The organism is Pedobacter sp. (assembly GCF_965227205.1).
Taxonomy (GTDB): Bacteria; Bacteroidota; Bacteroidia; order Sphingobacteriales; family Sphingobacteriaceae; genus Pedobacter.
Genome location: NZ_OZ245727.1, coordinates 633,385 through 657,171, shown reverse-complemented (window position 1 = coordinate 657,171; position 23,787 = coordinate 633,385). Strand labels below are relative to the sequence as shown.

18 protein-coding genes are annotated in these 23,787 nt (G+C 34.7%); 13 read left to right on the top strand and 5 right to left on the bottom strand.

The window, feature by feature from the left end:
- Positions 1 to 159 precede the first annotated feature (159 nt).
- Positions 160 to 462, top strand: a complete 303-nt coding sequence (locus ACO05K_RS02630; RefSeq protein WP_421942913.1) for a hypothetical protein — start codon at positions 160 to 162, stop codon at positions 460 to 462.
- A gap of 72 nt (positions 463 to 534) precedes the next feature.
- Positions 535 to 1,506 carry a GDSL-type esterase/lipase family protein gene (locus ACO05K_RS02625; protein ID WP_421942912.1) on the top strand — a complete coding sequence of 324 codons (972 nt, stop codon included), beginning with the start codon at positions 535 to 537 and terminating at the stop codon, positions 1,504 to 1,506.
- Positions 1,507 to 1,527: 21 nt separating this feature from the next.
- On the opposite strand, the gene ACO05K_RS02620 is transcribed toward ACO05K_RS02625, so the two are convergent.
- Both ACO05K_RS02620 and ACO05K_RS02615 read right to left on the bottom strand, forming a co-directional pair.
- On the bottom strand, positions 1,528 to 1,851 hold the full coding sequence (locus ACO05K_RS02620) for a DUF493 domain-containing protein (protein WP_421942911.1): 324 nt from the start codon (positions 1,849 to 1,851) through the stop codon (positions 1,528 to 1,530).
- Between the two features lie 143 nt (positions 1,852 to 1,994).
- Positions 1,995 to 2,879 carry an NAD(P)H-binding protein gene (locus ACO05K_RS02615; protein WP_421942910.1) on the bottom strand — a complete coding sequence of 295 codons (885 nt, stop codon included), beginning with the start codon at positions 2,877 to 2,879 and terminating at the stop codon, positions 1,995 to 1,997.
- Between the two features lie 81 nt (positions 2,880 to 2,960).
- Here ACO05K_RS02615 and ACO05K_RS02610 point away from each other — a divergent pair, with 81 nt between their 5' ends.
- The 6 genes from ACO05K_RS02610 (at position 2,961) to ACO05K_RS02585 (ending at position 13,510) form a co-directional block, all read left to right on the top strand.
- Positions 2,961 to 3,308: a winged helix-turn-helix transcriptional regulator gene (locus ACO05K_RS02610; RefSeq protein WP_421942909.1), complete on the top strand. Its 348-nt coding sequence runs from the start codon at positions 2,961 to 2,963 to the stop codon at positions 3,306 to 3,308.
- 304 nt (positions 3,309 to 3,612) lie between these two features.
- Positions 3,613 to 5,916 carry an ATP-dependent helicase gene (locus ACO05K_RS02605; RefSeq protein ID WP_421942908.1) on the top strand — a complete coding sequence of 768 codons (2,304 nt, stop codon included), beginning with the start codon at positions 3,613 to 3,615 and terminating at the stop codon, positions 5,914 to 5,916.
- A gap of 941 nt (positions 5,917 to 6,857) precedes the next feature.
- On the top strand, positions 6,858 to 10,391 hold the full coding sequence (gene smc, locus ACO05K_RS02600; RefSeq protein ID WP_421942907.1) for a chromosome segregation protein SMC: 3,534 nt from the start codon (positions 6,858 to 6,860) through the stop codon (positions 10,389 to 10,391).
- A gap of 371 nt (positions 10,392 to 10,762) precedes the next feature.
- Positions 10,763 to 11,737, top strand: coding sequence for a M28 family peptidase (locus ACO05K_RS02595; RefSeq protein ID WP_421942906.1), 975 nt, complete (start codon positions 10,763 to 10,765; stop codon positions 11,735 to 11,737).
- 178 nt (positions 11,738 to 11,915) lie between these two features.
- A complete protein-coding gene (locus ACO05K_RS02590) occupies positions 11,916 to 12,287 on the top strand; it encodes a BlaI/MecI/CopY family transcriptional regulator (RefSeq protein WP_421942905.1) in 372 nt (123 codons plus the stop codon).
- On the top strand, positions 12,287 to 13,510 hold the full coding sequence (locus tag ACO05K_RS02585) for a M56 family metallopeptidase (protein WP_421942904.1): 1,224 nt from the start codon (positions 12,287 to 12,289) through the stop codon (positions 13,508 to 13,510). The genes ACO05K_RS02590 and ACO05K_RS02585 overlap by 1 nt, the downstream gene beginning before the upstream one ends.
- Before the next feature lie 18 nt (positions 13,511 to 13,528).
- On the opposite strand, the gene rsmG is transcribed toward ACO05K_RS02585, so the two are convergent.
- The 3 genes from rsmG to ACO05K_RS02570 form a co-directional block, all read right to left on the bottom strand.
- On the bottom strand, positions 13,529 to 14,164 hold the full coding sequence (rsmG, locus tag ACO05K_RS02580; protein ID WP_421942903.1) for a 16S rRNA (guanine(527)-N(7))-methyltransferase RsmG: 636 nt from the start codon (positions 14,162 to 14,164) through the stop codon (positions 13,529 to 13,531).
- 21 nt (positions 14,165 to 14,185) lie between these two features.
- Positions 14,186 to 15,241 (bottom strand): glycosyltransferase, encoded by a 1,056-nt coding sequence (locus ACO05K_RS02575; protein WP_421942902.1) that lies wholly within the window; start codon positions 15,239 to 15,241, stop codon positions 14,186 to 14,188.
- A 150-nt stretch (positions 15,242 to 15,391) separates the two neighbouring features.
- Positions 15,392 to 16,078, bottom strand: a complete 687-nt coding sequence (locus ACO05K_RS02570) for a hypothetical protein (RefSeq protein ID WP_421942901.1) — start codon at positions 16,076 to 16,078, stop codon at positions 15,392 to 15,394.
- 116 nt (positions 16,079 to 16,194) lie between these two features.
- Between ACO05K_RS02570 and tgt the strand changes: the two genes are divergently transcribed.
- From tgt to ACO05K_RS02545, 5 genes are all read left to right on the top strand, one after another.
- On the top strand, positions 16,195 to 17,325 hold the full coding sequence (tgt, locus tag ACO05K_RS02565; RefSeq protein WP_421942900.1) for a tRNA guanosine(34) transglycosylase Tgt: 1,131 nt from the start codon (positions 16,195 to 16,197) through the stop codon (positions 17,323 to 17,325).
- Between the two features lies 1 nt (position 17,326).
- Entirely contained in the window at positions 17,327 to 18,424 is a 1,098-nt protein-coding gene (locus ACO05K_RS02560; protein ID WP_421942899.1) for an LptF/LptG family permease, read from the top strand.
- A 1-nt stretch (position 18,425) separates the two neighbouring features.
- A complete protein-coding gene (locus tag ACO05K_RS02555; protein ID WP_421942898.1) occupies positions 18,426 to 19,304 on the top strand; it encodes a DMT family transporter in 879 nt (292 codons plus the stop codon).
- 1,202 nt (positions 19,305 to 20,506) lie between these two features.
- Positions 20,507 to 23,311, top strand: coding sequence for a TolB family protein (locus ACO05K_RS02550; protein WP_421942897.1), 2,805 nt, complete (start codon positions 20,507 to 20,509; stop codon positions 23,309 to 23,311).
- A 4-nt stretch (positions 23,312 to 23,315) separates the two neighbouring features.
- The gene (locus ACO05K_RS02545) at positions 23,316 to 23,597 is read left to right on the top strand and encodes a hypothetical protein (RefSeq protein WP_421942896.1); all 282 of its coding nucleotides are present in this window, start codon (positions 23,316 to 23,318) and stop codon (positions 23,595 to 23,597) included.
- Positions 23,598 to 23,787: the final 190 nt, after the last annotated feature.

The window sequence follows — 23,787 nt, the reverse complement described above, 5'->3', positions numbered from 1 at the left end:
CTTGATTAAATTACTTTTGTAACCAATTGTGGTTACCCTATGGCTGCAATTATTTGTAACAATTTTAGTAGTACAAAACATCGTCCCGAAAAACATTTTATTAACCAATTAAAATTAAACTGCTTAATAAAATAAGCCTGGATTTGATATTTTTTTGCTATGAAAAAGATTTTCTTATTTTTCTCAATTTTATTTATTTCGAAGTTAGCTTCCGCACAAATAACCTATCAATCAGGAAGTTACGGAAAGCAAAAACAAAAAGAATACACTGTAATCAGTGGCAATTTACTTGATAAGTTTAGTAAAAATGGTTTCAACTGGTTTCTTGTTCAAAACAAAGGAAAGGTATACACCGTTAATGTTGTAGACACAATTTCTTACAAAAATCAGGAACGACAAAAGTGGGTTGTGCTAAATAATTGCTTCCCAATTGAAACCGAAAAGTCAAATATGAAATACTAATAGAATATTTCTTAGCTTTTTGGTAGATTGCGCCTCATAAAATTTTATTAAAATCTCCACAGAATATTATCAATGAAATTAGGCGCAATTATAACTTATGCTTTGCTTCTATTTTCTTTTTTTACCCCCGTTTGTGTTTCTGCACAAACTAATGTTGGTGTAAGTTGCCCGGAGGCAGCCCAATACTATTCTAAAGACAGTATTAATATCGTAACCTTTGGAGCCAGTACCGTTGAAGGCGTTAGAGGTTTAGGATTTCAATCTTTACTCGAATCTAACTTTGCTAATTGTTATACAGGAAAAACGATAAACATTACCAACCATGGTATTGGCGGGCAAACCACCAGGCAAGGTTTATTGAGGATTGATAATGCCATTGCAAACAGAACAGGCTTTATCGTACTAAACATGGGCATAAATGATGCAATTGCAATGACTCGTGGTGTTGGTAGTGTTGCAGAAACCACAGAAAATATGCGATTGCTGATAACAACCAGCCTAAAGCAAAGACTAGTACCAATTATCTGTACGCTGCAATTTGTTGATGACCGCACCACAAGAGAATATATACCAATTAATACAAATATTAGAAATATTAATGCTGCTTACAGAAGACTTGCGGCAGAGTACAAAATATACCTTGCGGATGTTAATGCTGCGATGAGAAGAGATTTTTCGCTTTACCAGGATCCTTTTCACCCAAATGCAAGAGGCTACAGATTAATAAGCTTTGTAATTTTTGATGCAATTAACAAAGCTATTTTTGATAGGTTTTTAAAGTTTGTAGTTACGCAGAACTACCCAAACCCTGCTTCTACCCAAACTTTTATTGATATTGTTTTACCAGAACCTGATAAGATAAATGTGCAGATTTATGATATCATGGGCAGATTAGCAAAAACGGTAGTTAATGAATACTTTAATACAGGCAAACATACATTAGAAATAAATACCACAACCTTTACGCCTGGCATTTATTTCTTTAAAATTTCATCAGATTCAGGGCAATATAATTCTGTTAAAAAATTCATTGTTTCGAGGTAGAAATATTGATTTTTTAAACTATTATAGTGTCATTATTCCTTTTATTTCTGCGGTCTGTTTATAAATTGCAATCACCTCATCAGCGTTTTCCACCTTTTTATTGATTGTTATGGATACATATTTGCCAGTTTTAGAAGCTTGTTCTATAAACTCCTCATCTGGCAAAATCTTGCGTAAATCATCTACTTTATCTAAACCACCTGTGAGGATGAATTTAAAACAATATACACCAGGAAACTGCTGAACGCTTTCTAATTTCTCTTTTAAATTAGCGTAAATATCTGTACTTGTGCCTTCTGGAATATCGGTAAATTCTATGTTTTTATTTATTTTTTTATCTTCCATAGCAGTAATATATCAAAATCTATTCCCAAATAGATGTCCTGTTATTTTGGCATAAAAGCGAACCAATTACTGTAGAATTTTCATTAAAATACACCAACAAGCTGTTTTGAATGGTTAAGCCATACAAAACAGCTTTCAATTACTTAGTTATTATATGCTAACGCAAAATCTTTTGCAAAATCTACCAATTTAACATTACCTAAAACTGATGGTTTATTCTTGAAATAATCTTCGAAAATTTTTCCGCTTCTCATGGCCGTTCCCATTTCAACATAATTTTTCGCAATTTCTTCAGGCAAACCTGCATCTATCATTCCCTGCAACGCTTGTTCATCTGTAAATTCTATCCATGGTAAGCTTGGGTTATTTATGGCTTCGCCGATGTATTTGGCTACATCACCAGCAACCTGATTATCGCTACTGGCTACATACCTAACAGATTTACCAGAAAAATCACTTTCCAGTTCATCAGCAGCTGCAGCAGCAATATCTATAGGATGAACTAAAACCATTTTCGTTTCTGCACTAAAGTTTGAACCTAAAATACCAACATGCTTTATCATATCAATATTCGCTAAAAAGTTGATGTAAAAATATGCCGCCCTTAAGTGTTTTACATCAGCATCAAGCTGTTCAAAAGTATGCTCAACATCGTATAAACCTGCTATAGGTCCGGTTCCGTTACGTAAATCGGCACCAATGCTACTTAAGTTTACAACTTTTTTAACCTGAGATTTTTTAATTGCTTCGGCAATACTTTTACCTGTTGATGCAATGTATGATCTAAAATTTGATGCTGAAAAATCTGGCGGAACCATTGTGTAAACTGCATCAGCACCTGTAAATGCTGAAGTTAAAAATTCGGTATCCTCCAATTTCCCTATCGCTGGTTTTGCGCCAAGTGCTTTTATCTCCTCTTCCCTTGCATTATTACTACTTATTACTGTAATCTGATGTCCTTTTTCAATCAAGATTTTTGCTAAAGGTTTTGTAATGTTCCCTAAAGAACCTATAAGTGTTATTTTCATAATTTTTATTCTTTTTTATATAGATACAAAGTTATATTTGTACTTACTTTTATACAAGTACTTATCCTAAAGTATGTATCTATGACGGCCGTTAAAGAAAGTTCTACACGTAATTATAATAAAGGAGTAGCTTTAAGTGGCTGCCCTGTAACTTTTGTTATGAGTAAGATTGGTGGATATTGGAAACCAATAATTATTTACCACTTAATGAGCGGACCAAAACGCTACAGTGAACTTAAAAGAGCGATTCCGGAGATTACAGAAAAAATGTTAATACAGCATTTAAAGCAAATGCAGGAAGATAATTTGGTAATAAGAGAGGCAAAACCTGTTGTACCTCCGGTGGTTACATATATTTTAAGCACATCTGGAAAAGAACTTTCACAAGTGCTTGACTCGATGGTTGAGTGGGGATTAAAGAATAGATAAATAAGGCGATGAATTTCTTTTAATTAAGAATCTGTCATTATTATTGATTTATCAGTTATCGTTAAAAGTTATAACACACTGGCTTTTAAACCATAAATAGTTGTACAAGCTTAATTTATTAAACCTTGGCGAAGCGGATACCGGCCTGAGCTTAAGGCCTGAAGGCGTATGAGCAAAGCAAAGGGCTAACCTTGTTTGATACGTAGGTTTTGCTTTTCAAAAAATTTTGGCTGCTATTTCTCAACATTTTGTTTAAAGCGCATTGGATTTATTATTTTTGAAGCTTGTAAAAACAGGAGCCAATTTGGATTATTTAGAAGGATTAAACCCACAGCAAAGAGCAGCAGTAGAGAACACGAAAGGACCGGTAATGATTGTTGCAGGTGCGGGTTCAGGAAAAACGAGAGTAATTACCTATCGGGTTGCACACCTTATACAAAGTGGAACAGATGCGTTTAATATTTTGGTTTTAACCTTTACCAACAAAGCCAGTAAAGATATGCGTGAGCGTATTAGTAAGGTTGTTGGTGCAGAGGCTAAAAACATTTGGATGGGCACTTTCCACTCTGTTTTTGCAAAGATTTTACGCGTTGAAGCTGAAAAAATTGGTTATCCAAGTAATTTTACGATTTACGATACGGATGATAGCAAAAGTGTAATTCGCAGTATTTTAAAAGAAATGCAGCTTGATGATAAGCTTTATGCAGCTAATTTTGTTTTCAATAGAATTTCTTCTGCAAAGAATAATTTAATTTCTCCGGCAGAATATAATTCAAACGAGCAGATACAGGCAGAAGATAACCAGAACAAAAGACCATTAATTGGGCAGATTTATGAAACTTATGCAAAGCGTTGTTTCAGAGCCGGCGCTATGGACTTTGATGATTTGCTTTTCAAAACCAATATTTTGCTAAAAGAACATCCAGATGTTTTAAATAAATATCAGCAAAAGTTTAGGTATTTAATGGTTGATGAGTACCAGGATACTAACTTTTCTCAATATACTATTGTTAAAAAGCTTGCCGCAGCTTACCAAAATATTTGCGTTGTAGGTGATGATGCGCAAAGTATTTATGCGTTTCGCGGTGCAAATATTCAGAACATTTTAAATTTTGAACGCGATTACCCTGATTTAAAGGTTTACAAACTTGAACAGAATTATCGCTCAACCCAAAATATTGTTGATGCTGCAAGTAGTATTATTGCGAATAATAAAAACCAGTTAGAAAAAAATGTTTTCTCTGATAATGAAGCTGGCGACAGAATTAAGGTTTCGAGAGCTTTTACTGATAATGAGGAAGGGAAACTGGTTGCAGAATCTATTGTACAGGAACGCAGTTTAAAAGGTTACGATTACCAGGATTTCGCCATTTTGTACCGCACCAATGCGCAGAGTAGAGCAATGGAGGAATCTTTAAGAAAGCTGAATGTTCCTTATAAAATTTATGGTGGCTTGTCTTTCTATCAACGGAAAGAGATTAAGGATTTAATTGCGTATTTCAGATTAACCTTTAATCCAAATGATGAGGAAGCGGTAAAAAGGGTTATCAATTATCCTAAACGTGGCATTGGTGATACCTCGATTGATAAAATAATCGTAGCTGCAGACCAACATGATAAAACCATGTGGGATGTAATTTCGAACGCTCATATGTATGTTGATGGACGTTTAGCCAACCAGTTGAACGATTTTTCGATGATGATTCAGAGTTTCGCCGCTGAGGCTAAAAAACTCGATGCTTACGAAACTGCTTTATTTATTGCGCAACACGCCGGAATTTTAAAGGAATTATATAGTGATGATAGTGTTGAAGGCAGAAGCAGATATGAAAACATTCAGGAGTTATTAAATGGTATAAAAGAGTTTGCAGAGCGTGAAGATATTGAGGAAAGAGGTCTGGATATTTTTATGCAAGACGTTGCACTTTTAACCAATGATGATAAAGACGGCGATAAAAACAAGGATACGGTTTCTTTAATGACGATACACTCTGCCAAAGGCTTGGAGTTTAAAAATGTTTTTATTGTTGGTTTAGAAGAGAATCTTTTCCCTTCACAAATGTCGGTTAATTCTCGTTCTGATTTGGAAGAAGAGCGCAGGTTATTTTATGTTGCTATAACAAGGGCTGAAAAAAAACTAACCATAACTTATTCTACTTCTCGCTACCGTTGGGGAACTTTAACCAATTGCGAACCAAGCCGTTTTATTAACGAAATTAATCCTAAATTTTTAGAATTAGATGTTAAACCGGCGGCGAAAAGTGGTTTCTTAGATGGTAATTTTGATGATGAGCGTAAAAGTTGGACATCACAACCGAGAGATTTTTTCAGTAAACCAAAACCCGCAAGCGCAACAACATCTGCTCCACCAGTTCGTCCGAAAACAACTTCATTATTGGCAAAAGCACACGTTCCAACACCAGGTTTTGCACCATCACAACCACACGAATTTCAAAACGGAATGGAAGTAGAACACGAAAAATTTGGATTCGGAAAAATTATAAGCTTGGAAGGAACTTTGCCTGATGTAAAAGCAACGGTATTTTTTCAGGGATTGGGTAATAAGCAGTTGTTGCTGAAGTTTGCAAAGCTGATGATTGTTAAATAGTTGGTTGTTTTAGCCACAGATTTACAGATTTTATTTAAGTTATTTTTTTGCCATGGAAGCACGGAATTTTAAATCCTCTCCCTTTTAAAGTTTCTACTCCTCGTTCTTAACTGCAATCCCTCTCCTTGAAGAGAGGGAAAACAAAGGTTTGTGGTTTACGGCGGAATGCTAGGATTTTACCACCTCCCTTAAAACCCTCTCTTCAAGGAGAGGGCAACTACAAAACTTGCCTAACTTCTTACGTTCATTGGGTGAGGTTTTTTATTTAGCATGCAACCCATTAACCTTTTTTTGCCACGGAAACACGGATTTTTTAAAACCTCTCCCTGTTAAAGTTTCTACGCCTAGTTCTTAACTGCAATTCCTCTCTTTGAAGAGAGGGAAATAAAAGTTTGTGGCAAATGCTAGGTTTTACCGCTTCCGTAAAACCCTCTCTTCAAGGAGAGGGCAGCTACAAAACTTGCCTAACTTCTTACGTTCACTGGATGAGGTTTTCTTTAACATGCAGCTCATTAACCTTTTTTGCCACGGATTTACACGGAGCTTTTAAAACCTCTCCCTGTTAAAGGTTCTGCTCGTCGTTCTTCACTACAATCCCTCTCCTGGAAGAGAGGGAAACAATGGTTGGTGGTTTACGGCGGAATGCTAGGATTTTACCCCCCTCCCTTAAAACCCTCTCTTCAAGGAGAGGGCCGCTAAAAAAGTAGCCTAACTTCTTACATCACAGGGTGAGGTTTTTCCTCATTATACATAAACACTTCCATGCCTTCAGTGTTTCCGTGGCTATTCTTTTACACACTTAGCTTTATGTTCTCTGTAAGAATCTCTGAGCGCTCTCTGGCAAAACACCTTTGCGTTCTTTGTGGTTAAACAATCAACTTACGTTTGAAAAACCCCGAAATTATCCTTAATATTGAAATCCGCTTCCCCGGATTCAAACCATGCAACTTACTAAGTTAGAAATTAAAGGTTTTAAAAGCTTCGGCGATAAAGTAACCATCAATTTTAATGAAGGCGTAACTGCTATTGTTGGTCCGAATGGTTGCGGAAAATCTAATGTTATCGATGCCATGCGATGGGTTTTGGGCGAGCAAAGTACACGAGCCCTTCGTTCTGAAAAAATGGAAAACATCATTTTTAACGGAACAAAAAACAGAAAACAGGCACAACTCGCTGAGGTTTCGCTCAGTTTTGATAACACCAAAAATGTACTTCCAACTGCTTATTCATCCGTTACCATAACCAGGAAATTGTACCGCAATGGCGATAGTGAATATCGCTTGAATGATGTGCAATGCCGATTAAAAGACATTACCGATTTATTTCTGGATACAGGTATTGGTTCTGACAGTTATTCGATTATTGAACTGAAAATGGTTGATGAAATTATCTCTAATAAAGAAAATTCACGCCGTTCATTATTCGAAGAAGCTTCGGGGATTTCTAAATACAAACTCAGAAAAAAACAAACCTTTAATAAACTAAAGGATACTGAGGCCGATTTAGAACGTGTTGAAGATTTACTTTTCGAGATTGAGAAAAACCTTAAAACGCTTGAAAATCAAGCTAAAAAAGCAGAGCGATATTATAAATTAAAGGAGCAATATCGCGAATTAAGTGTGCAACTTGCTTCACATAGAATTTCCTTTTTCCGTACCGATTTAATTGCGCTGGAAACTCAGGAGCAAAACCAACAGGTTAACCGAACGGAATTAAGCACCCAAATAGATTTAGGTGAAGCTGGCTTGCAGAAGCTTAAGCTGGAAAGCATTAATCAGGAAAAAAACCTATCTGTACAGCAAAAAGCTACAAACGAACTGGTCTCAAAAATTCGTGCTTACGAGAGCGAAAAGAAAGTTAAAAACGAGCAAATGCGTTTTTTACAGGAAAAGGAAACTCGTTTATCTACCGAATTTGAAAAAGATAAAAACCAAGTTAATCATATAAAATACAACATTAAGCGACTTAATGAAGAAGTTTTAACTGAAACTGAAGTTTTTAACAGAGTTGAAGCAGATTTGAAAACTTTAAAAACTTCGCTTGATACACTCAGAGAACAGCAACAGACTGAGAAAAACAGGTCGGATAATTTGGTGAAATCTGTTAACGAATTGCAAAACCAGGTTTATGCAGCTCAAAAAGAAATCGACATTTTAAACATTCAGAAAGATGCTTTGGTACAAGAAACCAACAGAAATGTTGATGATACTGAAACCAAAAGCATGGAACTAAAAGCCTTTGACCATGCATTGGCGGAACTTGATATTCAGGTTAGAGAAAAGCAGTCAACCATAAAAAACCTTACAGAAGCGGAAGAAATTTTAAAGGAAAAATTAGCAAATTCTGAAGCCAATTTAAGTGCAAATAAAGAAAAGCTAAACGCCGAAAATCGCAAAAAAGACGCGAAACAAAACGAATATAACCTTACCAAATCGCTTGTAGATAGCTTAGAGGGCTTTCCGGAGTCTATCCGATTTTTGAAAAAGAACAATTCGTTTTCAAAAAATGCCCTGCTCCTATCTGATATTTTATTTTGTAATGAAGATTATCGCATTGCGATTGAAAATTACCTTGAACCGGTGATGAACCATTACGTGGTTGAGCAATATGCAGATGCTGTACAAGCGATAAATTTACTTACCGATGCAAGCAGAGGTCGTGCAAACTTTTTTATACTCGAGAATATTGCGGATAAAAATGCTACCATAGCAAACCATGAGGGATTAATATCTGCATTGGAGGTAATAGAAGTAGATAAGAAGTATAAAAACCTGTGTAATCTTTTGCTTCAAAATGTTTACATCGCGATAGCTGAACAAGAAAATCTTTTTAAGCAGGCGGCTAGTGAAGGCATAACAATTCTGGCTAAAAATGGAAAATATGCTCAAACCAAATTTACCTTATCAGGCGGTTCGGTTGGTTTATTTGAAGGTAAAAGAATTGGAAGAGCAAAAAACTTAGAAAATTTAGCTAAAGAAATCAAGTCTTCAGAAACACTTATTAATCAATACAACGCAACCATTTCTGCTGAATCTGATAATATTTTCAGTTTAAAGGAAGCTTCGAAGGTTAACCAACTTGCGGTTTTACAACAGGAAATGAACCGGTTGAATAATGAACACATTTCTGTTCAAACCCGTAGAGACCAATACCAGGAGTTTATTACTACGAGCGAAAACAGGAAAACAGACATTGCTCAAAAAATTGTTTCAATTGAAAAGTCGCTTTCCGAAAAATTGCCTGAGCTTGTTGAATTGCAAAAAAATCAACAGCAAGCACATTTAAATTTACAAGAACAACAAACTAACTATCAGGAAATTGCTGATTTAGTGAATGAATCGGCAACAAAATTTAACCAAGACAATATCCGCTTTCATCAGCAACAAAATAAACTTTCGGGATTAGAAAAAGATTTAGATTATCGCTTTGTTCAGGAAGAAGCTTTAAATAAGCGTATTGCAAAAAACGATAAAGAATTACAGGAAACCTTAACAGAAATCACCAATACACTGCAGCATACCGATTTGAGTGATGATACGCTTTTGGATATGTATCAGCAACGCGAAGAAATGGAAAAAGGGTTGGCAGAAGCTGAAAAAGACTATTTTGAAAGCAAGGGAAACATCAACGAAGTTGAAACAAACTTAACTACTTTACGCAAAAATCGTGAGGAAACTGATTTCATTTTAACGGAATTAAAGGATAAGAAAAACTCTTTAAAAATTGATCTAAACTCTTTAAAAGAGCGTTTGGCTGTAGAATTTAATATTGATATAAACGACCTTTTAGAAACTGAAACTGAAATAACAGAATCGGAATTTGAGCTTCGCCAGAAGGTAGAAAAAATGAAACGCCAGTTAGACGAGTTTGGTGCAATAAACTCTATGGCGATGGAAGCTTACAAGGAAATGGATGAACGTTATACTTTTATTCAAAACCAGAAAAAGGACTTAAATGCAGCCAAAACCGACCTTTTGCAAACCATAAAGGAAATTGATGATACTGCAAAAGAGAAGTTTATGCAGGCGTTTACGCAAGCACGGGAACATTTCATTGTTGTATTTCGTTCGTTATTTAACGATGAAGATAGTTGCGACTTAATTTTATCGGATACTGCAAATCCGCTGGAAGCTGATATCGATATTATTGCCCGACCAAAAGGAAAGCGCCCTTTGTCCATTAATCAGTTATCAGGTGGTGAAAAAACGCTCACCGCTACTGCTCTGCTTTTCTCACTTTATTTGCTAAAACCTGCCCCATTCTGTATTTTCGATGAGGTTGATGCGCCTTTAGACGATACTAACATCGATAAATTCAATAACATTATTCGCAAATTTTCTGATCAATCGCAATTTATTATTGTATCGCATAACAAGAGAACCATTGCCAGTACCGATATTATTTACGGCGTTACAATGGTTGAGCAAGGCGTTTCGAGAGTGGTTGCAGTAGATTTACGCGAAGTTGCAGCTTAAGGAAGTAGAAAGTTGAAAGTGAAAAGTTGAAAGTTTAAGGCAAAGAGCTTAAATTTTCATTGATGTTTAAAATTTAGAAAAACTAAGCCATCCATTATGGCGTTCTTCAGTCCTGCTGTACATTGCAATCTTTTTTAGGCACTGTCATGCTAAGGCACGAAGCATCTGTTTCATCGGTTGCAGATGCTTCGTGCCTCAACATGACAGTTTATTCAAGGTAGCTGCTAAAAAAAGTATTTCCATTTCCATCAGGTTTATAAACGCAATACAGTACAAAAAACAACGTTTTCCTTTCAATAACCCAATAATTAATATCTTTAAGCAAAAAACAAATAAACGCCATCATTTAAAAATGGCGAAACGAAAAAAATATGAAATTCCTTTACCTAATTCCGTTAGCGATTACGCTAAGCTGCTGCTCATCAGTAAAAAACCAAAGTTCAACTGATTCATCTAAGTTAGATACGCAATTGCTAAAAGATGTAGAAACCTTATCATCTGATGCATATCAAGGCAGAAAAACCGGAACAAAGGGCGCTGAAATGGCAAGAGCTTACATTATTGATAGATTTAAAAAATTAGGTTTAAAATCTTATCCTCAAAATGTAAACTACGCACAGGAGTTTGCTTTTAATTCAAGAGGTGGTGCAAAGGTAAATGGAACCAATGTTATCGGCTATATTCCAGGTAAAACTTCGAACGTAATTGTTGTTTCGGCACATTACGACCATTTAGGCGTAGTTAAAGATCAGATTTTTAACGGAGCAGATGATAATGCTTCAGGAACGGCAGGATTACTGAAAATTGCAGCTTATTTTGCTAAGAACAAACCAACAAATACCATCATCTTTGCTTCATTCGATGCCGAAGAAATGGGTTTACAAGGTGCAAAGGCATTTGTTGCTAACCCTCCGGTGCCAATTGCAACTATTGCTGTTAATTTAAATATGGATATGATTAGTCACAGCGATAAAGGAGAATTGTATGTTTCCGGAACGTTTAAATATCCTTTTTTGAAAAAACATATCGATACAAATAGAAAAGATATTAAGGTTACTTTAGGTCACGACGACCCTAAACTTGGTAGAGATGACTGGACAAACCAAAGTGATCAAGGTGCATTTAATGCTAAAAACATTCCATTCCTTTATTTTGGTGTAGAAGATCATAAAGATTACCACAAAGCAACCGATAAATATGAAACAATTACAAAGCAGTTTTTCAGCAATGCTGCAAATGTTGTTTTAGATGTTGTAAAAAGTATCGATAACCAATCTGGTTTACAGCAAATTTTAAAAGATAAAATGATTATGATGGACAATCCTCGAAAACAGGAAAAGTTTTAATAGCCACTAAATAATTTACAACCTGCCCCATCAAGGCAGGTTTTTTTATGCTTTAGAAAATATAAAATCATTAATAGAACACTAAAAATCAATAATTTAATAAAAAACTATAAAAATAGTTTGTAAACTATAAAAATAGTAGTAACTTTAATCTAAGCAAACTATAAAAATAGTTACTATGATAAAAGAACTTACAAAAGCAGAAGAACAAATCATGCTAATCCTTTGGGAAATGGGCGAATCATTGGTTAAAGATGTAATAGAAAAGATGGACGAGCCAAAGCCGGCCTACAATACGGTTTCTACGGTTATCAGAGTTTTGGAAGGGAAAGGTTTTGTAGATCATAAAGCGATCGGGAACACACACATCTACTTCCCTATTATTGCCGAACCAGATTATAAGCGTTTCGCTTTAAATAAAGTGATGAATAACTACTTCGAAAACTCTTACGAAAGTTTGGTTTCTTTTTTAGTTAAGGATAAAAAAATGGGTGCTGAAGAATTAAATGAGATAATTAAACTCGCTGAAAAGCTTAAAGAACATAAATAATGAACTGGATATATTATTTACTCGAAGCCAATCTGTATTTAACCATATTCTATGCTTTTTACAGGTTGTTACTGCATAAACAAACCTTTTACGCAGCAAACCGTTTTTATTTGCTTTGCTCGGCTGTTTTAGCTTTTGTTTTACCCTTCTTACAAATTGGTTTTTTCTCAAAGGAAATCATTCAGGAGCAACAGTTTTATTATGAACAAGGTGAAGTTCAAACATCGTTTCTAACCGTAGAAAACATAGTAATAATTATCTATGGATTGGTTGTAATGTTTTTATTTGTTAAACTATTATTTGGGTTTAAGCGACTCATTACGCTTCTTCTTAAATCTAATGTAAAACAAGAGAATGGTATCAGAGTAATTGAACTATCTGGCTCTAAAACGGCTTTTTCATTTTTTGCGCTATTATTTATAGATCCGTCGTTACCTCAAAAAAGTACGGTTATAAAGCATGAAATGGTGCACATCAACCAAAAGCATAGTATTGATGTACTATTTTTTGAGCTTTTACAAATCTTAAACTGGTTTAATCCTTTGGTATTCTTCTTAAAAAAAGATGTAAAACTTATACATGAATATTTAGCAGATGAATCAACTACTAATCAAGATGTTGCGAAGTATGATTATGCAATGTTTTTAATTCAGAACACATACGATAGCCAGAATTTATCACTCACTAACCAAATATTTAATTCATCAATTTTAAAACAGAGAATCAGTATGTTAAATCAAAAGAAATCAGCAAAATGGGCAAGGCTCAGATTGTTAATTACGCTACCGTTAGCAGGTGCTATGGTTTGCGCATCAACAATGGCCTTTACAAAAGATTATGGAGTTTTAGACTTATATCCTAAAACCAGCAGCAATAAATTTGGTCCTAATCAAACAACACCTAAAAAGACAAAGGCTAAAGAAATTGTAATTGCCGATCCAGGAAAAAAAGTTCCTCCACCGCCACCAATAGGACCTCCAATTGTTAAACCAGACGCACCGAAAAAAGGTGCTGTACCTCCTAAACCGCCAAAAGCTCCTGCTAAAAAAACGTTAGACATAAAAATAGCGCCACCACCGCCGCCTGTTGAACCAAAACCTGCTAAAGGTGATGTTAAAGAAATAATTCTGGCTCCACCTCCACCAATTGAGCCGGCACCAGCAAAGAAAAAACAAAATAAAGATGATGTTATTTACGGCGACCCGATACCGGGAACTAAATAAGTAAGTTAATTTAGAAGATTATTGCGGAACATAAACCACATACTTCGTATCAAAGAAATCTTCCTCAAAATAGGCTGAAAGCGGATATAATTCTGCTTTCAGTTTTGATTCTTTTATCTCTTCAGCTAAATCTCCTCCTTTTAAATAAAGAATACCATTCGGAATAGCATTTATTGATTCTTTCTTAAACTTGCCTTGTATCCACGGATAAAACTCTCCCAGACGAGTAACAGCTCTCGAAACCACAAAGTTGAATTTATCTTTGATTTGTTCTGCCCTTAAATGCTCAGCTTTTAAGTTTTCTAAACCTAATGCAGAAGCTACTTCGTTCACAACCTTAATTTTTTTCCCGATAGAATCTACCAGATAAAATTCAGTTTCTGGAAATAAGATGGCCAAAGGAATACCCGGAAAACCTCCCCCTGTTCCAACATCAAGCACACTTTCTCCTTTTTTAAAAGTACAAACTCTGGCTATACCTAATGAATGCAATACATGGCGTTCATAAAGTTCTTCTATATCTTTTCTCGAAATTACATTGATTTGAGCATTCCAATGGTTATACAAATCGAATAACTGAGAAAATTGAGAAATCTGCTTTTCTGATAAATCAGGAAAATATTTTAGGATGATATCAGGCTTTATTTCAGACATAAAATTCTATTCAATATTTAATTATTTCCAGTTTACTTTTTTCTTCCCAAAGATAGATAGAAAGCCGTTTAAGATTAAAAAGAAGAACAAAAGTATATCTAATATTGGGAACCACCAACGTAAATCTCTATAATTTAAACGGTTTAAAAGTTTTGGATAAATCAGGCTCTTAACAATTATACTCAAAAGTAAAATACCACCAGCAACATATTTAGCCTCTAAACTAAAAAACATACAAGCAGCAAATACTGCATAGAACAAAAACTGAAAAATAATTTGTAGTGTTAGTATAAATTTATGCTTTGGCTTGTAGAATTTTCCTGCCCCAAAATGACGCTTTTTTTGACGCAGATAACCAGCCCAACTTGTATTTGGTTCGCTCCAAACCTGGCTTTCTTTATTAATTCTGATTTCTGTATTGTTTCTATTTGCATGAGCATTTACAAATAAATCATCATCGCCAGAAGGTATGTGCATATGTGCTGCAAAACCTTTATTTTTAAAAAATAGCGATTTTTTGTAAGCCATATTTCTGCCTACGCCCATGTAAGGCATTCCTTTTAAAGCAAAAGAAAGGTAGTTAACGGCAGTAAAAAAAGTTTCAAAGCGAATTAGTGCATTTAATAAGCTACGTTTTTTTAAGTAAGGCGAATAACCAAGCACAATTTCTGTTTCTTCGTAAACAGGTTGTTGCATACACATTAGCCAATTATCACTTTCAGGAACACAATCGGCATCTGTGAAAACTAACCAATCATGCTTTGCGGCCTTGATTCCCATTGTAACAGCAAATTTCTTACCTGCAATAAATTTATCGTTATCTAAAATCTTAACAACTTTAAGGTTAGTATATTGCTTTTCTAATTTTTCGAGCAGTTCTTCTGTTCCATCCCAAGATCTGTCGTTTACAACAACAACTTCAAACTCAGGGTAATTTTGATTGAAAATAGAAGGTAAATATTTTTCTAGATTATTTATCTCGTTACGAGCACAAATAACTACGCTAATTGGCGCTTTAACTACATCAGGCACTTCTTCAACGGTTACATTTGCAAGCTTTAAATGAACAAAAAGCACATAATATAATTGGATGATTAAGCAAAAAGCAAAAAATGAAATCAAACAGATTTCGACTAGGGTTAGTATCACAACGTTAAAATAAACAGGCGCAAATTTCTCATTTTAAATCTGCAATATTACCTTTTTTGAAAAAAAACATCAATAATGTTATTTAAGTGATACAGATGCAATGTTTGGAACTCCAGCCTGCTGTGCTGTTGTAAGCAATTGTTGTTTTTGTGTAGCCGATAATTTACCTGATTGTTTAATAGTTTGTGCCAACATACTGTTGTTGTACATAAAACTTAAAATCCAATTACGCTTATCTTCTGCGGATAACTTGGATATCTGGGTTTTAATCCCATCTTTTGCCATATTATTTCTTATCGCATTGCGAAGATTAATGACTCTCTGCTTGCTGGCTTTACTTTCGTGATACATTTCCCAATTCCAGGCAATTCCAGTTGCAATAATATCTGATATGTATGTATCCTTCAAACCTAAATCTCTGGAGCGTATCATAAAATGATACATTGTGCGTGTACTGGATAGAAAACTCCTGATTTTTCCTTTATCAGAATTTTTATTGTTCGCTAAAAGTGAATTTAAAATCTTATCCTCAAAACCCCTATAATCACTAAAACCTAAATAAATATAATCAGCATTGGTCGATTTAGCTGGTGTTTTGGTATTGCTATTATTAAAAGCATTGCTCATTACACTCTGACTTAAAGCTGTGTAGCCATGTCCCATCCCCAAACTTAAGGTTGCTGATGCATCGTATTGAGCGAAACCGTTTAAATGACTTAAAATGATAAAAAGTACAAGAAAACTAAATTTATTATAATTTTTCATAGCTTATTTAAGTGGTTACGCTTTTATAACATAGTAGATATTCGATTGTTTTTAAACCATTAAACTGATTTACCATATATATAAGGTGTTGTAAATTTGTTACTTTTGCATCCTATATGAAATTTACTTTAAAGGCTAACGATCCGTTATCTAAAGCCAGAGCCGGAACTGTTACAACAGCGCATGGCGAAATACAAACGCCAATTTTTATGCCTGTTGGTACCGCAGGTACGGTTAAAGCTGTACATCAGCGTGAACTTGAAAACGACATAAATGCTCAGATAATTTTAGGTAATACCTATCATTTATACTTACGTCCGGGATTAGATATTCTTGAATCGGCTGGTGGATTACATAAATTTATTGGCTGGGATCGCCCGATTTTAACAGATAGTGGTGGTTATCAGGTTTATTCCCTAAGTAAAGTAAGGAAGATTAAAGAGGAAGGTGTTACTTTCCATTCGCACATTGATGGTTCGAAGCATCTTTTTACACCAGAATACGCTATGGATATTCAGCGAACAATTGGAGCCGATATTATTATGGCTTTTGATGAATGTACACCGTATCCTTGCGATTATACTTATGCAGCTGAATCCGTGAAAATGACGCATCGTTGGCTAAAACGCTGTTGTACGCACTTTGATAACACGGAGCCAAAATATGGTTTCGACCAAACTTTATTCCCTATCGTTCAAGGTTCTGTTTATAAAGATTTAAGAATAAAATCGGCAGAATTTATTGCAAGCATGGGTCGCGAAGGTAACGCAATCGGCGGTTTATCAGTTGGAGAACCGGCTGATGAAATGTACGCGATGACCGAAGTTGTTTGTGACATATTACCTGCCGATAAACCACGTTATTTAATGGGGGTTGGTACACCAATTAATATATTGGAAAATATCGCTTTAGGCGTTGATATGTTCGATTGCGTTATGCCAACAAGAAACGCCAGAAATGGTATGCTTTTCACCAAAAACGGCATAATAAACATCAGAAACAAGAAGTGGGAAAATGATTTTTCGCCTATTGAAACTGATAGCGATTTACATGTAGATTTGGTTACAAGTAAAGCATATTTACGCCATTTGGTACACAGCAATGAAATGCTTGGTGCGCAAATTGCAACTTTACATAACCTTCATTTCTATTTATGGCTAGTTAAAACAGCCAGAGAAAAAATTATTAGCGGCGAGTTTTACGACTGGAAAAACCAGATGGTTAAGGTATTGGGCAACAAACTATAAAATGAAATTAATAAACTTAAAAATTATCGACCGTTTTATAATCGGGAAATATCTGGGAACATTTATCTATACCCTTGCAATTTTCGTGATTATAATTGTTGTTTTCGATTTATCGGAAAAACTAGATGATTTTTTAAAAAGTGGATTGAGCTTTTGGGGTGTTTTAACTAAATACTATGCAGGCTCGATTCCATTTTATATTAATATGCTTTCGCCATTGATTAACTTTATTGCGGTTATTTTCTTTACCGCAAAAATGGCTGACCAAACTGAAATTGTACCAATTTTAAGTGGAGGTGTTAGTTTCAACAGGTTTCTATGGCCGTATTTTATCTCGGCAAGCATCATATTTTCGGCAAATTTACTGTCGAATTTATACGTGCTTCCTTACACGAATACGCTTAAAAACAGCTTTGAAAATACATATGTAAAACGGAACGATCCGTCTACAAAGTCAAATATCCACATGAAACTTGATGATAAGACTTACATCTACATTCAAAGTTTTGATAACAAAACAAATTACGGTTATCGCTTCTCTTTGGATAATTTTGATGGTGATGTGCTTACCAAAAAGATAATAGCAGAAAACATTAAGTGGGATTCTACAAAGCGTAAATGGCAGTTAAGTAACTATACAATACGTAATGTAAAAGGCTTAAAAGAAACCATGGTTTACGGAAATGGAAAGCTTAAAGACACAATTTTAGATATGCGTCCGGATGATTTTTCTGCTTATGATAACGTGGTTCAAAACCTTTCTACAAATGAACTTGCGGAGAAGATAAGGAAAGAAAAAATTCGTGGTACCGGTATTATGAACGACTTACAATTTGAACAATATAAGCGTTATCTTCACCCGCTTTCAGCATTTGTTTTAACGTTAATTGGCGTTGCACTTTCCTCTCGAAAAGTTCGTGGTGGTGTAGGTGTTTCGCTAGGTATTGGCATCTTTCTAAGCTTTGCTTACATTGTATTTAATCAGTTCACGCAAATGTTTTCTACCAAAGGAGGACTACCACCTTTTATTGCCGTTTTACTACCAACAATTGCATTTGGCTTATTAGGATTTTACCTCTTAAAGCGTGCACCAAAATAGCATGGAAGCCAACAAAAAAAATCTCCTTATTCTTCATGCAACTGTATTTATCTGGGGCTTCACCGGAGTACTCGGAAAGGTAATTTCAATTGATGCTGTACCGATGGTTTGGTATCGCGTTTTGATTGCGACATCGACACTTTTTGCTTGGTTTTTAATTACAAAAAAGAGCATAAAAATCACAAAAAAACAATTTATCCAGTTCTTTTTAACTGGCGGAATTGTAGCCATTCATTGGATATTTTTCTTCCATGCAATTAAAGTTTCCACCGTTTCTGTAACCTTAGTTTGCCTTTCATCGTTTACATTATTTACTGCAATATTAGAACCGCTTATAAAAAAACAGCCAATTTATGGTGGCGATATTTTAGTTGGTTTATTAATAATTGCCGGGATTTATATGATATTTAAGTTCGAAAGTCAGTACACATTAGGCATTATTTTCGGACTTCTTGCAGCTGTAGCATCTAGTTTATTTTCTACAATTAACTCAACATTTGTTCAAAAAAGCGAGCCTTCTATTATAGGATTTTACGAATTAGTAGGCGGATTATTCTGGATAACTTTATATCGTTTATACGATGGTTCGTTGCTTAATATGCCATTTAATCTGAGCTCAAAAGATTGGTTTTATCTTGCCATTTTAGGAACATTTTGCACCTCTGTTGCTTACGTTGCAGGTGTATCTGTAATGCGGACTTTATCCGCATTTCGTGTAGCATTAGTAACCAATTTAGAACCTGTTTACGGAATAATTTTAGCTTATATTTTCTTTCAGAATAAAGAACAAATGAGCACTGGATTTTACTTCGGAGCAGTAATAATTTTAGCTTCAGTATTCTTATATCCTATCTATAAAAACAGGAAAAATCATCTTTAGAATCCCAGCAGTTTCTTTGAGTTTTACCTTACAAATCCGCATATAATATCCGCTCCCTTTTACTGGATTCCTCGACTATCAAAACATATCAATCTTAGCAAAAAAGAGGAGCAAAACCGAACAATACGACTTTAAAATCTCCAAACAAAACAACAGATTTTCTCACTTTTCATTCAATCATTTTGGATAAAAATCAATTGTAAAGCATGGTTTTCTTAGACGGAAAAGTCGTTATATAATTCAATATTATTGCCTAATTAGGTCTCGCTTAATGCAGCAAACCATTAATTACCGTCTTTTAGAGAAAAGAGCAAATACCAAATCAACACACAGATAATCAGCATATTATATGCAAAAATTTAAAACCTATTAAAATTCAAATTTCAATAGTTTGCAGGCAAATACGCTCTAGAAATTGTATTATAATGGTGGATTTTGGCGAAAAAGTGACCTAAAAATTTGTAAAAATCATACAATCGCATCCGAAATATCTATAGAAATTTGAAGAATTTGCTACAATATTTCTGCTTTTTGCATAGCAAAAAATTACTCTTACCAGAAAATTTTTAATTAATTCTCGACTCAATTTTTGAGTGATTTCAAGAATAAATCTGATTTTGAAAGCAATTGCATCAATACAAAAAAAGCTTTAAAAAAATGCCAATTAGTCAGCACATAAATTTTAAGGAGCAACAATTTCGTAAAGAAAAAATAATTATTTAAAACTTATTATATCCTAAATAGCTCAGAATTTAACAATTATCTCAATAGATTTTTAATCGAATTCCGCAATGACTTTTACATTCTCTCGAGTATAATTTCAGCTGAAAAAACCTTCAAATTTTCTCATAAAAATATCAGATTTTCACTTAAAAACTTTCCTTATTTCTCGAAATATTACTGAGGTTTCAACCACAATTTTGTAAGTAAAATTCAAAATTGGAGTGAAAATTTTCAGAGAAAATCAATTAATAAGTGTAAATTAAAAGCGTTAAAAGCTTCTGAAAAATTCTAGTCTATTTTTCAAAAAATCGACATAAAAAACAATATCTGACCTGAGTTAAAGTGAGTTTATTTTAAATTACATAAATAACATATAAATATAATAATCAAATAGTTAAATAAACTTAAGTAAATTAAAAATTAACAATATAACAAATCACAAAAACTGATAAAACTAAATATTTTAGCATATATACTTAATGAACACACATAAACTATTTAAATATAAAAATATCAAGTACTTAACCACATTTATATTAAGTTTTATATCACTATCAGTTTTTGGGCAAATTTTCAGCACTGCACAAAACCCACTTAGTGTAAAATGGAACTACATTCAAGCGAACCGCTTTAAAATCATCTATCCGAAAGAATTGGAAAATGAGGCGCAAAGAATGGCAAAAACTCTACCCTATATTTACCCTAAAGTTGGCTTGGGTTTAAGGCAGAAAAACACCTCCATCCCTCTACTACTACAGAACCGCGGAACCATAGCAAATGGCTTCGTTCAGCTTGGTCCGAAGAAGTCTGAATTCTATGCAACACCGCCTCAATATTTCGATAGTCAGGATTGGCTAAACAACCTCGCCGTACACGAACTTAGGCATGTTGCACAGTTTGACAAATTGACAGGAACGCAAGAACATCCTTTTCCGGAGTTGGTTTATTTTGCCTATTTCGGTGCGGGACTGCCGACTTGGTTTTTTGAAGGTGATGCCGTTGTTAACGAAACCGCTTTGACCGAATCTGGTAGAGGTCGGCAACCAAAATGGACGATGCCTTTTCGAACCTCACTTTTAGAAGGCAAGAAATTCTCTTACAGCAAAGCGTATTTCGGCTCGAATAAAGACGTAACTCCAGGCTACTACCAAACAGGATATTTAATGGTTGCCGACATGAAAGAAAAATATGGACAATTTATTTCCGACAGTATTTTATCAGATATTAAAAGAAGACCTTTAAGGCTTTATCCTTTTTCGCAAAGCCTGAAAAAAATCACTGGCAAAAACACAAAAACCTATTACTTATCGACTCAAGAAAAACTCGAGGAAAAATGGAAGATTCAAAGTGAAAAAATCACAACAGAAAGCTACAACAGCTTGAATGAAAAAACATCGTTAGCGACCAATTATTTTTTACCTGTTCGCATAAACAAAAATCAGATTTTAGCCCTTAAAGAAAGTAAGCAAGAGGCACGTCATTTTGTGCTCATAAACGAAGACAAAACCGAACAAAAACTTTTCGGAATTGGATACCAGGAACAAGCATGGTTTAGTTACAAAAACGATGTTTTGGTTTGGGATGAAATTCGTTACGACCCACGCTACAAACAGAGAAGCTACAGCGTAATTTGTTCGTATAATTTCAAGACAAAGAAATTGAAAAAGCTGAGCAGCCAAAGTCGGTTATTCTCTCCTACTCTATCCGAAGATGGCAAGAAAATTATTGCGGCAAAAGTAGAACTCAACAATCAATTCAATCTTGTAGAAATTAATTCATCAACAGGCGATATTCTTAAAACTTATCCAAATCCCGAAAACGAAATTTTGCAAACCCCGGCATTTGATAAAACAGGAAATCGGATCGCTTTTATCAGCGTTAGCGAAAAAGGAAAAAATTTGTGGCTAATGGAAGGCGGCAAAAAAACACTTATAATTTCTAACAGCAGGCAGCAATTAAGCCGCCCAATTTTCCTGAACGATAAGATTGCTTTTAACGCACACTTTAATGGCATCGATAACATTTACACTGTCGATACAAAATCAAAAAAAATTAGTGCATTGAGCAACTCAAAATACGGCGCTTTTAATCCGACAGAAACCAAAGATGGCAAAATCATTTTTAACGATTACAAAATTAACGGCTATGAGATTGCCGAGAAATCAATTACAGAAAAACCGGTAGGTAGAGATATTTTTATTGATTTTTCTGCAGCGGCTGAGCAGCAAGAAAATGTCGGCAATGTATTCAAAAATATTCCCGACAGCACCTACCAATCAACCCGCTTTCGTCAGGGTTTAAATTTGTTTAGTTTTCACAGCATCATTCCCGTTATCGATAACGAATATGTTTTTGGCTTGGAGCTTCAATCGAACAACTTGCTCAACACAATGGATTTTTATACTGGTGCAAAATACCATCGCGATTTAAAACGTTTTGAGTACACTGCAGACATTAGCTATAAAGCGCTTTATCCTGTTTTTAGCTTGCTGTATCGCAACCGACCGAGAAGAACGTTCTACCGAGCCAGAAATGCAATTCAGCAAGGAGATTGGCGGGAGAACTATTTTAAATTGAATGCATCGGTTCCAATTTCATTTAATGCAAGAAACCACAACTATGCTTTTACCTTTAATACGGCAACATCTTTTACTAAACGTTACCTCACAGAGAATATGCCAACAACTTTCATCAACGAAGTTAAATTTCCGATGGAGTACAATTTCACCTTTAACCACAGCGTAAGAACTACCGAACGAGACATTGCTCCGAAATGGGCGCAAATTTTAAGGGCGACTTACAATCATCAACCATTTGACAAAAATCTTGGAGGCGAAATTTTAGCATTGGAGAGTTTTTTATATTTCCCTGGCTTTGCTAAAAATCACTCTTTTCTGACAAGTTTTAATTACCAAAAAGCGAGTGGCGTAAATCAATATGCTACAGAAATTGCAACAGTGTATGGTTACAATAATATTTTAGCCAGAAGCAAACTCCAAAACAGTATGTTGTTTAATTACCGTTTTCCATTTGCTTTCCCCGATTGGGAATTGAGCTCGTTGGCGTATGTAAGAAATCTTAGAGCCGGCCTGTTCTGCCATTATGAAAACATTGGTATCAACACAAAAATTACAGAACCAAAAACTTATGGCGTAGAAATTAACAGTAAACTAAACCTTTTGAGGTATCAACCTGTTGTAGATGTTGGAGCAAGGTTAGTTTTCGTTAACAAAATTTACAACCAAAACCCGATATTAGAGTTTTCATTTAATTATAGCTTTTAAAAACATGAGCGGAAAAACCATTTTTATCATCATCCTTACGGCATTACTTACTGCATTTCTATTTTTAAATAGCGATGAAGTTCCATTTAATTTTATTGTTGTAAATGATGTTCTAGTATCAAAACTTTTGGTAATTGGAGTTTGCGTAGTAATCGGTTTTATTATCGGTTTCATAGTTGCCCGACCGAAGAAAACGGTAAGCAGCTACGATGATGAAATTGAAAAAAATCAATCTACTTCAAGTAAAAAAGAGTTAAGCGACGAGGATAGAGATTATATTAGTTAAGGGCGGGATTTATAAGATTTAAGGAACTTCGACTTAAGAAAACTTCCGAAGTCTAAAGCTATGGTACCTACGAGACTTCGGAAGTTTAACCAAGCAGCCAATTTTTTGAAAAGCAAAGTCTGAAGCTTCGATTATTGTTAGTCGGGCTTTCCGCTAAATCTTTTTGGCCTTTAAGAAAACTTACGAAGTG